Annotated in this window: 13 protein-coding genes; 9 read left to right on the top strand and 4 right to left on the bottom strand. The window is 63.8% G+C overall.

Annotated features, from left to right (window positions below; genetic code table 11):
• Window positions 1-53 precede the first annotated feature (53 nt).
• Window positions 54-1,439, top strand: a complete 1,386-nt coding sequence (locus C1878_RS01985; RefSeq protein WP_158539659.1) for an SLC13 family permease — start codon at window positions 54-56, stop codon at window positions 1,437-1,439.
• A gap of 156 nt (window positions 1,440-1,595) precedes the next feature.
• The gene (locus C1878_RS01990; RefSeq protein WP_114600019.1) at window positions 1,596-2,114 is read left to right on the top strand and encodes a hypothetical protein; all 519 of its coding nucleotides are present in this window, start codon (window positions 1,596-1,598) and stop codon (window positions 2,112-2,114) included.
• A gap of 7 nt (window positions 2,115-2,121) precedes the next feature.
• On the opposite strand, the gene C1878_RS01995 is transcribed toward C1878_RS01990, so the two are convergent.
• The 3 genes from C1878_RS01995 to C1878_RS02005 all read right to left on the bottom strand — a co-directional run bounded on the left by C1878_RS01995 (window position 2,122) and on the right by C1878_RS02005 (window position 5,493).
• A complete protein-coding gene (locus C1878_RS01995; RefSeq protein ID WP_114600020.1) occupies window positions 2,122-3,522 on the bottom strand; it encodes a response regulator transcription factor in 1,401 nt (466 codons plus the stop codon).
• Between the two features lie 247 nt (window positions 3,523-3,769).
• The gene (locus C1878_RS02000) at window positions 3,770-4,687 is read right to left on the bottom strand and encodes a cell wall metabolism sensor histidine kinase WalK (protein WP_114600119.1); all 918 of its coding nucleotides are present in this window, start codon (window positions 4,685-4,687) and stop codon (window positions 3,770-3,772) included.
• Between the two features lie 110 nt (window positions 4,688-4,797).
• On the bottom strand, window positions 4,798-5,493 hold the full coding sequence (locus C1878_RS02005) for a response regulator transcription factor (protein ID WP_114600021.1): 696 nt from the start codon (window positions 5,491-5,493) through the stop codon (window positions 4,798-4,800).
• 125 nt (window positions 5,494-5,618) lie between these two features.
• Between C1878_RS02005 and C1878_RS02010 the strand changes: the two genes are divergently transcribed.
• Window positions 5,619-6,398 carry a type III pantothenate kinase gene (locus tag C1878_RS02010; protein WP_114600022.1) on the top strand — a complete coding sequence of 260 codons (780 nt, stop codon included), beginning with the start codon at window positions 5,619-5,621 and terminating at the stop codon, window positions 6,396-6,398.
• 28 nt (window positions 6,399-6,426) lie between these two features.
• Window positions 6,427-7,260 (top strand): DUF3825 domain-containing protein, encoded by an 834-nt coding sequence (locus tag C1878_RS02015; RefSeq protein WP_158539660.1) that lies wholly within the window; start codon window positions 6,427-6,429, stop codon window positions 7,258-7,260.
• Between the two features lie 54 nt (window positions 7,261-7,314).
• On the opposite strand, the gene C1878_RS02020 is transcribed toward C1878_RS02015, so the two are convergent.
• Complete coding sequence (locus tag C1878_RS02020) at window positions 7,315-7,809, bottom strand: hypothetical protein (protein ID WP_147272888.1); 495 nt, start codon at window positions 7,807-7,809, stop codon at window positions 7,315-7,317.
• A gap of 440 nt (window positions 7,810-8,249) precedes the next feature.
• On the opposite strand from C1878_RS02020, the gene C1878_RS16420 reads away from it, so the two are divergent.
• The 5 genes from C1878_RS16420 (at window position 8,250) to C1878_RS02040 (ending at window position 13,090) form a co-directional block, all read left to right on the top strand.
• The gene (locus tag C1878_RS16420; protein WP_147272889.1) at window positions 8,250-8,453 is read left to right on the top strand and encodes a hypothetical protein; all 204 of its coding nucleotides are present in this window, start codon (window positions 8,250-8,252) and stop codon (window positions 8,451-8,453) included.
• A 283-nt stretch (window positions 8,454-8,736) separates the two neighbouring features.
• The gene (locus tag C1878_RS02025) at window positions 8,737-10,425 is read left to right on the top strand and encodes a formate--tetrahydrofolate ligase (protein WP_114600025.1); all 1,689 of its coding nucleotides are present in this window, start codon (window positions 8,737-8,739) and stop codon (window positions 10,423-10,425) included.
• Between the two features lie 360 nt (window positions 10,426-10,785).
• Window positions 10,786-11,400, top strand: coding sequence for a cyclodeaminase/cyclohydrolase family protein (locus C1878_RS02030; RefSeq protein WP_241963572.1), 615 nt, complete (start codon window positions 10,786-10,788; stop codon window positions 11,398-11,400).
• 57 nt (window positions 11,401-11,457) lie between these two features.
• Entirely contained in the window at window positions 11,458-12,330 is an 873-nt protein-coding gene (locus tag C1878_RS02035) for a bifunctional 5,10-methylenetetrahydrofolate dehydrogenase/5,10-methenyltetrahydrofolate cyclohydrolase (protein WP_114600027.1), read from the top strand.
• A gap of 1 nt (window position 12,331) precedes the next feature.
• Window positions 12,332-13,090, top strand: coding sequence for a 4Fe-4S binding protein (locus C1878_RS02040; RefSeq protein ID WP_114600028.1), 759 nt, complete (start codon window positions 12,332-12,334; stop codon window positions 13,088-13,090).
• Window position 13,091: the final 1 nt, after the last annotated feature.

Genomic DNA, 13,091 nt, shown 5'->3' on the forward strand with positions numbered 1-13,091 from the left:
GACACGGCAGTCGGAAAGAAGGCGGCGAAGAGCGCGGGGACGATGGCGCTTCCATGGTTAAGCGAGCGCTCTGCGTGGCGGTGGCCGTGGTGCTGGTTGCGGCGGCGTGGCTGGGTCCGACGCCGGAGGGGCTTACCGAAGCGGGTAAGATGTCGCTCGCGCTTATGGTGGCGGGCATTTTCCTGTGGGTGACCGAGCCGGTTCCCGTGGCCATAGCGGGCCTCGTCATGATGGTGCTCATGCCGGTGTTCGGCGTGTTGGAGTTCAACGGGGGCGTGTGGAGCGGGTTCATCAGCAGCGTCATCTTCTTCATCTTGGCGTCGTTCGGCATCACGGCGGCATTGTTGAAAACGAAGCTGCCCACGAAGATCGTGTTCGCGCTCATGCGGCTGACGAAGGGTAACGCTCGGGCCACGGTGGGCGCGTTCATGCTGTCGGCCGCCGTGCTGTCGTTCTTCATCTCCGACCTGCCGTGCACGGCGCTGTTCGCCGGCATCGCGGTGTCGAGCATCCTGAAGATCGAGGGATGCGAGCCCGGAAAGTCAAACCTGGGGCGAGCGCTCATGATCGGCATCACCTATGCGTCTGTGGTGGGCGGGCAGTCCATCCCGTCGGGCAGCGCCATGAACATCATGGCCATGAACGTGCTGTCCGCCAACACCGGCATCACCATCTCGTTTCTTGATTGGACGGCCATCTGCATGCCTATCGCGCTGGTGCTGCTGGTGGTGTGCTGGCTGTCGGTGACGCTCGTGTTCCGACCGGAGCCCATTTCGGCGGCCACCATGGCCTGCATCGAGCAGAAAGGCCGCGCCGTGGGCAAGCTGGAGGCGCTCGATTGGAAGGTGCTCGGCATCATGGGGGCGACGTTCGCTCTGTGGATCGCCAGCAACTGGACCGGATGGGACGCCACGGCCATCGCCGTGCTGTGCCTCGTGCTGTTCTTTTTGCCGGGGCTCGACGTGCTCACGTGGCGCGAGTACACGGCGTCGGTGTCGTGGAACATCGTGCTGCTCATCGGCTGCGTGCAGTCGCTGTCGGGCGGCGTGAAGGAGCAGGGGGCGGCCAGCTGGCTGTTCGGCTCCACGGTGGGCAAGCTCGCCGTGAGCGGCACGGCCATCGTGGGCGCCACGGCGGCGCTGCTGCCGCTGCTGCGCTTGGTTATTCCCGTAGGGCCGGCGTTCATCGCCATCTGCCTCATTCCGCTGGCGTCGATGTCGGCGGCGTTCGGCGTGAGCCCCGTCGTGTTCACCGTCATCGTGGCGGTGAACGCGTCCACGACGTTCCTCATGGGCGTAGACAGCAACAACATGCTGTCGTTCCGTCATGGGTATTGGAAGATGGTCGACTTCTTCAAGGCGGGCGTGCTGCCCACAGTCGCCATGGTGGCGCTGCACGCCACCGTGCTCGCGCCGCTCGTGGCGGCGGTGGGTTACTGAGCGTCGCGCGGCCAAGTCGCCGCAGGCAGCAGGCCGCCCCTGCAAAGAGCGCTTATTGCGGGAACGGCCGGCCGCCGCGCCGTCCGACGTGGACAGTGCGGGCAAAAGGTGGGACAATCGCCTGCGACGCCGCTCCCCGCCGAAGGAAGAAGCCCGATGAACAAGAAGCGCCTCGTGATCCCCGTGCTCGCCGCCTTGTGCCTCGCCCTGACGGGCTGCGGCGGTTTGGCCAACTCGGTTCAAGCTGCAGCTTATCCCGACGACAAGCTTATCGCCCAAGAAGGGGACACGTACACTGCCGTGCAGTGGAGGGGCGAACCTCCCGACAATATGAGTATCGACGAGTTCACCGGAACGAGGGCTTGGCTGCGTCTGTCCGTTCCCGAAGGCGGAGGAGAGGTCGTCGTCGATTACGATCAAACCGTCACCGCGGGCGATTTCAAAACCGTGCTCGTGAAGTACGGCGAACGCGTGGAAGTCGTCTGCGAGGGAACGGACAGCGGAACGCGAACCTTCGCTCTCGAGCCGGGCGATTACGCCGTAAAAGCCGTAGGCCTCAAAGCCGCCGCGCACCTCGCCACTCAAATCAAGGCTTCGGACGGGGTGACCGCCGTGCTTCCAGGCGACGCGTTCGACGGTGACAAGCCCTTGTCTTTGAGGCCGCTCGCCGCTTGACCGAGTGCTACTGGTACACGATCTCCGTGGAGTCCACGATGCTGATGAGCTCCTGTTGCGAGTTGATGCCCATCTTCTGGTAGATATGGTACACGTGCGTCTTGGCCGTGTATGCGGAGATATTCAACTCGTCGGCGATGAACTGGGCGTTGCGCCCCTTCGCCAAATAGTACAGGATCTCCTGCTCGCGGTTGGATAGCTTATGGTTCTGCGCCGCCTGGTTGCACCGCTGCTTGAAGTAGCCGCCCTCCACGATCTCTCCCTTCACGGTCTTGTCGGCGAACGTGTTGTCCTTGAACGGTACAAAGGCGGCCAACAGCGCCAAGGCCAGCAGCAGGCCGAGCGCCAGATAGGGCACGTATGCGAACAAACTCGGGTTCGTGTGCTCGATGACCATGCAGACGATCCAGCTTGTGATCATGCCTGCCGGTAGCACCAGCTGTCCGCGGGCGATGCGCCAGAACGGCGAAGGATGGCCGCTCGCGAAACCCACGAGGGCGCTCATGTTCGAGAAATCAAGATACACGTACACGCCCAGGATGAACAGGCAGCATACCAGCATAAGGTTTGGCCCCAGGAACGCCAGCCCCAGAAAGCCCACTACCAACAGCAGCAACGACAGCTTCTCTGCGGTGCCGAACGGCAGATAGCGCTTCACCAGTACGCTCAGCGCCAAGTGCAAACCTGCGCCGCACGCGATGGCTGCGGCGATGGCGAGCGGGTCCACGGCGCTTAGGTTGGCGCACAGCAGGTACAGGGCAATGCCGAACAGCGCGCCGAACACGGCCACGGTGAAGCCGGTAAGCGGGAACAGGCGCGTTTGCTCGAGCGGCGCTTCGGGTTCCTGCTCGCTTCCCACGATATGGGTGCGCACGTATTGGAGCACGGTCAACGATGCGAGTGGCAGCAGCACGAGCATAACGTCGCCGTAGGGCGGTCTCAACTCGCAAGCGAAAAGGTAGATCACGGCACCTGCCAAGGCGCTGGCGGACAAATACGCCCCCACATCCTTCTGCCAGCCCACCATGAACACTTTGGGCCATAGGAGGAAGATGAGCGAAAACCCGCAACCTGCCAAGAACCAAGCTATCGCGAAAGCCGCCGGAGATACGGTCAGGTAGTGAGCCATGATGTTGAACAGTCCGAACGGCAGCGTCAGGAGCGCGGCGGCACGAGGCAGCGGGTCGCGCTCCGTGCGGCTGAACAGATCGCGCTTCGCGTACACGAGCAGCATGGCGGCCACCATGCCCACCAGAAACGCCAGCTTCAAGTACAGAGACGCTTCCTTGCCGGCATGCTCTGCCGGGTAAGGGCTTAATAGCGCGAAGTAGAACCAAGCCCAGAAGCATGCGAGGCCGGCGGAGGCTACGGGGAGCATGGTTCGCACGTGCGCTTTTTTGACCTTCATGTGGAATCTTCCCCCTTAAGATTATTGGAGCCGAGATTCCATTATAGGCGAACCGTCGTTCGTGATGCGCGATATCACGACACTTTGTCGTTCTGCAAAAACGACGAAACGGTACAGGGAGGCTGTTGCATGATGCTGGCGAATAGGGTGCCGGAAATAGTGCCGTGAGCTCCGCATGAGGTGGCAGAAAGCCCCAAGCGCGCCTCCGCTGAAAGACCGGCAGGGTGCGGCGCCGAACCGTCGTCCGCTACGCCGTGCTACTCGGAATCGACGGGATGGCCACGATGAAGCAGGCTCCGCCGTCGGGCAGGTTGATGGCCTCGACCGTGCCGTCGTGCGCCTCCGCTATGGACTTCACGATGGCCAGCCCGAGGCCCGTGCCGCCCGTGCCGCGGCTGCGCGAGGCGTCGGTGCGGTAGAAGCGGTCGAAGAGCAGTTTGGGATCGACGTCGCCGAAGCCGGGGCCGTCGTCCTTCACGGCCAGGATGGAGTTGCCGCGCAGGCCGAACAGCTCGATGACGATGTGGCCGCCCGGGTTGATGAAGCGGCTCGCGTTCTCCACGAGGTTCGTCACGGCCTGCTTGAGGCGGTCGGGGTTGCCCAGCACGTCGGGCGCCTCGCCCACGATCCGCGTGTTGGCCTCGCGGTCGCGCAAAATGGGCTCCAACGCGTCGAGCACGCTGTGGGCAAGGGCGTTCAGGTTCACGCGCGACAGCTCGAAGGGGGTGTCGTCGTCCTCAATGCGCTGCAGCGCCAGCAGGTCGTTCGTCAAGCGGCTCAGCCGCTCGGTTTCCGCCACGATGATGGAGCAGAACTTGTCGTGCAGCTCGGGGGGCATGTCGGGATCGAGGAGCATCTCGGCGTTGCCGCGGATGGCGGTGAGGGGCGTGCGCAGCTCATGGGCCACGTCGCTTACGAAAGCCGACTGCCGGTGCTCCTTGAGCGCCAGGTCGATCTGCTGCGACCGCGTCTTCTCAACAAGCGATTTTATGGTGAGCGACAGCTCGTCGGCCTCGTGCAGGCGCCCGTCGGGGGCGAGCGACACGTCGACGCCCGAGCGCACGGCTTGGGTTTTCTTCACCAGCACGTTGAGCGGCTCGGCAAGGAAGTGCCCGATGACCAGGCTGAGCACGAACGTGATCATGCCTCCGGGAATAAGGAGCAGAAACGCCCTCGGCGTGGTGCCGAGGGCGATGTAGCAAATGAACACGATGAAGGCGCCGGCGAACAGCATGAGCAGCGTTGCCAGCAGGGAGAAGTATGTCTGCAGCCTTTTTATTGTTTGAACCTGTACCCGTATCCGCGAACCGTCTCCACCAGACCGGGATCGTACCCGGCACCCTCAATCTTATCACGGAGGCGCTTGATATGGGTGTCGACGGTCTTGGTTTCCGTCAAGTATTCCCAGCCCCACGCATCGCGCAGCAGATCCTCGCGCGAAACCACCTTGCCGGCGTTCTTCATAAGGCTGGCAAGCAGCTCGAACTCGCGCGGCGTGAGGTCGATCTCGCCACGCTCGCCCGATGCCGTGTGGGCGTCTTCGTCCAGTGTGATGCCGCTCGCCGTGATGGCGTGGCTCGCGCCGGGGAAGTCGCCGCCGGAGCCGCGACGCAGCAGCGCGCGGACGCGGGCGATGAGCTCGCGCACGCCGAAGGGCTTCGCCAGGTAATCGTCGCCGCCTATCTCCAGACCCACGACCTTGTCCAGCTCGGTGTCGCGCGCCGACAGGAACAGCACGGGCACGGTGGTCTTCGAGCGCAGCCTGCGGCACAGCTCGTAACCGTCCATGCCGGGCAGCATGATGTCGAGCACGAACAGGTCGTAGGAGTTCTTCGTCGCCAGGGCCAGAGCCTCTTCGCCGTTGTCGACCACATCGGTGTAGAAGCCTTCCTTCTTCAAGGCGTAGCTCACGAATTCCGTGATGGAAGGCTCGTCGTCGACGACGAGAATGCGGTTCGGTGTATCGTTCATGTGATACCTTTCTACGAGTGCGTAGTCAGATAGAGGCGGTTGGATGCCCGCTTGGTATAATAATCAATCGAAACTATATCCGTTTGCATCCGTTTCGCCTGCATTCGAGGGGGTTTGTCAAAAACATGTTACTTGCTATCGACGTGGGGAACACCCAAACCGTGGTAGGCGTGTACAATGGCTCGGTACTCGTTCACATGTGGCGCGTGGCCACCAACAAAAACCACACATCTGACGAACTGCGTGCGAAGGTGTTCCCGCTGCTCGTTTCCGAGGGCATCCAGCTCGCCGATGTGCGCGGCGCGGCGCTCGCCTCGGTGGTGCCTCAACTCACGCAGGCATGGTGCGCGGCACTGCACCGCATGTTGGACGCCGACGTGCTCGTGTGCACGGCCGCGTCCGCCGGAGCCCTGTTTCCCACTACGTACGCGAATCCTGCCGAGATCGGGGCCGACCGCGTGGCCGACGCCGTGGCGGCGCGGGCCCTCTACGGCGCGCCCGTGGTGGTGGTCGATTTCGGCACGGCCACGAACATCGAGGTCATCGACCGAGAGGGGCGGTTCATCGGCGGCGTCATCGCGCCGGGCGTGGACACGAGCGCCGCGGCGCTGTTCTCGCGCGCCACGCGTTTGGCGGCCATCGATTTGGTGGACCCGCACACGGCCATCGGCCGCAGCACGGAAGAGGCCATCCAGGCCGGCATCGTGTACGGCGAGGCCGACCGGGTGGACGGCTTGGTGCGGCGCATCTTCGCCCAGCTGGGCTACGAAGCCCCCGTGGTGGCCACGGGCGGCCTCGCCCCGCGCGTTGCCGAGCTGTCCGGCACCATCACCGCCATCAATCCCGAGTTGACCCTCGAGGGGCTGCGGCTGATCCACGAGGCGCAGGACGGCGGAGCGGCTTAAGGCCGCCGTGGAAAGCGAGGAGGCGCGCGTGCAAAACGCCCAGGAAAGCATCCGGGAAGACGTCCCCGAGGACCTGTTCGAATTCGCCTACTGCCCTAGTTTCTACGTGTCGCCGGCGGGTGGTGCGCGCCTGAGCGACCTCGCCGACCTCGCCGCGTCCGAAAACTGGGGCGAGGGGAACGCCGTCCTCGCCAACTACCTGCGCTACCTGTTCAAGAAGATCGCGTCGGAGTACAACGCGCTCGACGCTGGGACCCCCAGAATAGCGCGCGACCGCATTCTGTATCTTCGCGAGGATTGCGCGTGCATCAACACCGGCTTGTACACCGAGCGCTACGAAGACATCTACTGCCTTTTCGAGCCGAACCAACGGGAGGATCGCCAGCCGTGGTACCAGACGGGGTTTTTCAAGAAGAGCTCGCCGCGACTTGAGGTGGTGGACGCGTTGCCCGATCGCGCCCGCTTCTTCGACGACCCCGCCGACCTCATTTACGACCACCGGTTGGAGATCCGGCCGAATATCGACCACATTCTGGGCGACGAACGCAACCTCGAACGCGTACCCGAGGAGCTGAGGAAGCCTGAATGGCGGCTGCTGCTGCGCCGCGCCTTCGTGGGCGCCGTCGCCGAGGCCGAGCAGCGCGTGGCCGCGAACTACATGCTGGCGGTTCCCCAGTACTTCAACGGGCGCATTCAGCTGCTCCTGCCGTTGTGCTTGATAGGGGAGGAGCCGGAACTGGCGCTCGCGCTGCAGCGCGAAGACGGCTACTACTCCGCCCGCACATGCCTGACGCTCGACATGGCGTACAACAACGCCCGCCTCATCGCCCGCCCGGAAGCCTCGTGGGTCATGCCCGCGTAGCGCGGAGCGATAGCCGGCAAAGGTTCGAGGCGCACGGATAACGGGAGCTGGGGGTTATAAGATGCCCTGTTCCTCCCAACGTGATCGTACGGCTTCTCCTAGAAGTTCCTTGTCGGTTAAGCCGGTCTGCGGTTTTCGATGTTGATCCAGAGCTAGTTCAAGCTGGTTGTGCAGATTTAGCCCGTGCTCAAGGGCATTTCTTCTGTCTTCGATGGTTGTTTCCGGCTTTTGCTGGAAGCTGTTCGTAGGCGGCTGGGGGGAAGAGCCGGACTCCGTATTATAGCTTGCGCGAAGCTTCCGTATTTCACGTGAAAGCTCTTCGACGTCGCTTTGAAGCTTTTGTGCCAGCAGCGAGAGCGCGGCAAGCATTCCCGCTGCGTATTCGCTCGCATAATCCGCATTAGCCGACATGGCGATGTACGCGTATTCCGTCGCTTGCGAGAGTTCGTTTGCGCCCATCTCGACCCTGTCAATAAGGTCGATCAAATGGATAGGTACAGATTGGCGATTTTCTGAAGGTATACGTCTCCGTTTCCGCTGGTTTCCCATGCTTGAACCGACCTTCCTCTGAGGCTTCCTCCAGATAGTATACACAACTCTAATTGTTTGAACAACTACAGTTAGTCATTTCTTCAGATCGAGAGATTCCTCTCTTATCATGCATCTTGATAAGAGAGGCGTGCGATGGACACGAACGAAGCCATAAGAACCATGATTGACCATTCGGGCTATAGTCAGCGCGCCGTCTCGACCGAACTGGGGCGGTCTGCGAATTGGATAAGCTCAACTTTGCAACGACCAGGCAGCTCGGAATGTTCAACAGTGGCTGCAATAGGGCGAATCACCGGATACACGCTTGCTCTTATTCCCGCGAATAGAAAAATCCCGCCTGATTCACTGGTGATTGATCCTTCTGAATAAGACGGAGCGTGCTGCGAGCATCATCCAAATCATTTATTAAAGCAAACAAAAGAGTTCGCCATTAGGACATGATTCATGGCGTTTTGCCAAAACCCACTGTTGCGGCAACGCTCGGCCCTTGGAAGCGTTCCGGCTTAATGGGAGGCGTCGATCGGACCCGTCGGCTTGCCCGCACGCGGGACGAACCGGTACGCTTTGATGCAGGTTTTGATGGCGGACAGCTGTTTCTGCTAAAAAATGACGTTGTGAATGAATTATCGACGTTTTTATAATATTACTGATAAGGTAATTATATAAAATGCCTGATGAGGTGAACGCCGTTTTTATTATCCTTGGAAAAGATCATGCATAAACGTCCTTTTTTAGCAAAAACCGCCAATCTGCCGAAAAACCAGTGGAAACCGGAAGCGTCTTTCCCGATTGCTGGCATTTGATGGCCCTTGCGGGAAAAGGGGTGGTCGCGGCGGGCAAAACCAGTAGAATGCAAGCAGACGAGAGAAGGGGGCGGGCAGCGGCCTTTCCCCTTTCGGAAGCCGACGAAAGGAAGGGCCCGACGTGTTGAGCGACATCGAAATTGCCCAGGCGACTACTCCTGAGCCCATCAGCGCCATCGCCGAGAAGGCGGGCGTGCCGGAATCGTATCTGGAGATGTACGGCACCAACAAGGCGAAGGTGGATTACAACCTGCTCAAGGACGTGGAGCACACGCCCGGCAAGCTCATCCTGGTCACGGCCATCAACCCCACGCCGGCCGGCGAGGGCAAGACCACCACGACGGTGGGCCTGGCCGACGCGCTGGCGAAGCAGGGCAAGAACGTGGTGGTGGCGTTGCGCGAGCCGTCGCTCGGCCCCGTGTTCGGCATCAAGGGCGGTGCGGCCGGCGGCGGCTACGCCCAGGTCATCCCCATGGAGGACATCAACCTGCACTTCACGGGTGACTTCCACGCCATCGGGGCGGCCAACAACCTGCTGGCGGCGCTGCTGGACGCGCACATCCACAACGGCAACGAGCTGGGTATCGACGTGCGCAAGATCACGTGGAAGCGCGTGGTGGATATGAACGACCGCCAGCTGCGCAACATCGTGGACGGCTTGGGCGGCAAGGCCCACGGCGTGCCGCGCGAGGACGGCTTCGACATCACGGTGGCCAGCGAGGTCATGGCCATCTTCTGCCTGGCAACCTCCATCAGCGACCTCAAGGAGCGCCTGGGCCGCATCGTGGTGGGCTACACCTACGATGACCGGCCGGTCACGGCGCACGACCTGCACGCCGAAGGTGCCATGACGGCCCTGCTCAAAGACGCGCTCAAGCCGAACCTCGTGCAGACGCTCGAGGGCACGCCGGCGTTCGTGCACGGCGGCCCCTTCGCCAACATCGCGCACGGCTGCAACTCCATCATGGCCACGCGCATGGCCATGGCGCTGGGCGACTACTGCGTGACGGAGGCCGGCTTCGGCGCCGACCTGGGCGCGGAGAAGTTCCTGGACATCAAGTGCCGCCTGGCCGGCCTGAAGCCCGACGCGGTGGTCGTGGTGGCCACGGTGCGCGCGCTGAAGAACCACGGCGGAGTGGCGAAGGCCGACCTCAACGAGGAGAACCTCGAGGCGTTGGAAGCGGGCTTGCCCAACCTGCTGCAGCACGTGGAGAACATCACGCAGGTGTACCACCTGCCGTGCGTGGTGGCCATCAACGCGTTCCCCACGGACACGAAGGCCGAGCTCGACCTGGTGGAGGCCAAGTGCCGCGAGTTGGGCGTGAACGTGGCCCTGTCCGAGGTGTGGGCCAAGGGCGGCGAGGGCGGCCAGGCGCTGGCGACCGAGGTGGTACGCCTGTGCGACGAGGGCGATGCCGAGGGCCGCAACGCGAGCACGTTCGAGTTCTCCTACGACGACGACCTGACGCTGGCCGAGAAGATCGAGGCTATTGCGAAGCGCATCTACCACGCCGACGGCGTGACGTTTGAGCCGGCCGCCAAGAAGGAGCTCGCGCAGCTCGAGTCACTCGGCTTCGGCGGCATGCCCGTGTGCATGGCCAAGACCCAGTACTCGTTCAGCGACGACGCGACGAAGCTGGGCGCGCCGCGCGGCTTCACGGTGACGGTGCGCCAGGTGAAGGTGTCGGCCGGCGCCGGCTTCGTGGTGGCGCTCACCGGCTCCATCATGACCATGCCTGGTCTGGGCAAGACCCCCGCCGCGTTCAAGATAGACGTTGACGAGACGGGGAAGATCTCAGGGCTGTTCTAGGTTCGGTCGGCTTGCCGGTCTCGGACCGGGACGATCGTTTCATAGGCGGTAATGTTCGCAATCACGAACATTACCGCCCTTTTTGTTTGAAATAGGAGACGTTGCCAAGGCGATGCGAGAAAGGGCGCTCCCTTTCGTTACTCAGCAGAAGCGAGACTTGTGCTGCATAAAACCGTATTGCAAGGTGGTTTTCCGGCAACGTTGGAATAAATGGCACGAGCCCCCTGGGGATGGGGCTAGCTCAACCCTGTTTTCGACGTCATCGAGTTCGTGCGCGTTTCGCGGGGCGCTTGGCGCTCGCTGCGGCGGTGTCGTATCATGGCAGGCGACGACTCGGACCGAACCGCGCAGAGAGGAACCATGATGGACACGACTTTCATCGACGAGCTGGCCAGCTCCGCGCCCACGCCGGGCGGCGGCGGGGCGGCGGCTTACGCGGGGGCGCTGGCCTCGGCGCTCGCCTCCATGGTGGGGAACCTCACGGTGGGGAAGAAGACCTACGCGGCGGTCGAGGGCGAGGTGCAGGATGCGCTGGCGGCCCTCGCCGAGCTGCGGGGGCGCCTGCTCGACCTCATAGACGAGGATGCGCGCGCGTTCGAGCCCTTGGCGGCGGCCTACCGCATGCCGAAGGACGCGCCGGAAGAGCTCGCCGCCAAGCAGGCCGCCGTGCAGGCGGCGCTCGGCGGAGCGTGCGAGGCGCCGCTCGCCATCATGCGCGCCTGCGCCGACGTGCTCGAGCAGGCCGATTTCCTCGCGCGCAACGGCAGCAGGCTCGCGGTGTCCGATGCGGGGGCGGCGGCGACGCTGGCGTGCTCGGCCATCGTGGCGGCCAGCCTCAACGTGTACATCAACGTGGCGTCGCTCGAGGACGAGAAACTGGCCGCGCGGTTCCGCGACGAGGCGGACGAGCTCGTCGAGCGGGGTAATTCCCGCGCCGACGAAACGCTTGAGTACGTCATGGCCCACATAGGGTAAAATCGTCCTTTCGCAAGCAGTCGCCCCGCATGGCGGGGCAGAGCGGGAAAGGCGCATATGGCTGAACAATTGAGGGGAAAGCTCGTGGTCGAGCGCATCGCCGCCGACCTCGCCCCGCGCATCGAGGCGCTCGGACGCGCCGATATCGTGCCCACGCTCGCCATCGTGCGCATGGGCGAGCGCCCCGACGACCTGTCCTACGAGCGCACGGCGAAGAAGCGCGCCGAGTCGCTCGGCATCGCCGTTCGCTCGGTGGTGCTCGACGAGTTCGCCCCGCAAGAGGCGCTCGAGGCGGCGCTTCACGAGGTGAACCACGATCCCTCCGTCCACGGCTGCCTGCTGTTCCGCCCGCTGCCGGCGTTCATCGACGACGCGCGCGCCTGCGAGGTGCTCGATCCGCGCAAGGACGTCGACGGCATCACGCTGGCCTCGCTCGCCGCCGTGTTCACCGACGGGCACGCGGGCTTCCCGCCGTCCACGGCCGCCGCGTGCATCGAGATGCTCGAGCATTACGGCGTGCCGCTGGAGGGCAGGCACGTGGTGGTGGTGGGACGCAGCCTGGTGGTGGGCAAGCCGGTGTCCATGATGCTGCTGCGGCGCAACGCCAGCGTCACCGTCTGCCATTCGCGCTCGAACGATCTTGCGGGCATCTGCCGCTCGGCCGACATCGTCATCTGCGCCACGGGACGCGCCCGCGCGTTCGACTCCGACTACTTCGCGTCCGGCCAGACGGTGCTCGACGTGGGCATCAACTTCGACACGCACGGCAACCTGTGCGGCGACGTGGACTTCGACCGGGTGGAGCCCATCGTGGGCGCCATCACGCCTGTGCCGGGCGGCATCGGCACCGTCACCACGTCCATGACCATGGCCCACACCGTGGCGGCCGCCGAACGGGCGCTCGCGGAGCGCGGCGGGGAAGGGCGCTAGCGTGCGCGGAGCCTATCCGACAAGCCGCAAGCTGGTCATCGCCGACCCCGGCACGTGCATCGGCTGCAAAACCTGCATGGCCGCGTGCCTCATGCGCCACGACGCGCCGGGCGACGTGCCCGTGCCGCGCCTCACGCTCGTCACCACGCGCACGATATCCGCGCCGGTGGGCTGCCACCACTGCGCCGAGGCCCCTTGCGCCGACGCGTGCCCCACGGGGTGTCTCTACACCGACGACGAGCATGTGGGCGTGCATCCGGAAAAGTGCATCGGCTGCCGCAACTGCGTCTTGGCCTGCCCTTACGGCGCGGTGGACATCGTCACCCGCCCCGCGCCCCCCGAGCCGGAAGCCGACGAATGTCATCCTGAGCGAGCGCGGCGAGTCGAAGGATCCCGCGCGGCGACAGCAGGAAGCGCTACGGCTGACGCAGCCCGAGATCCTTCGACTCCGGCGCTTCGCGCCTCCGCTCAGGATGACAATCGGCAACCTGCTACAGCCAAAGCCCCCAAACCCAGCGCGCGCGACCGCGCGAAGGCGAAGAAGCGCCGCCGCAAGCTGTCGACGGTCATCAAGTGCGACCTGTGCGTCGACCATGCGGACGGCCCGGCGTGCGTGGCGGCCTGCCCCACGAAGGCCCTGCGCCTCATCGACCCGCAGATGCTGGAGCGCGGCAAGCAGGCCAAGCGGAAAGCCGCCGCCCGCGCGGCGGCGGCCTACAGCACCATCGAGCTCAACGCAGACCTAGACGAGGGGGAGTAGC

The organism is Gordonibacter sp. 28C, assembly GCF_003339845.1.
In the GTDB taxonomy this organism is placed as follows: domain Bacteria; phylum Actinomycetota; class Coriobacteriia; order Coriobacteriales; family Eggerthellaceae; genus Gordonibacter.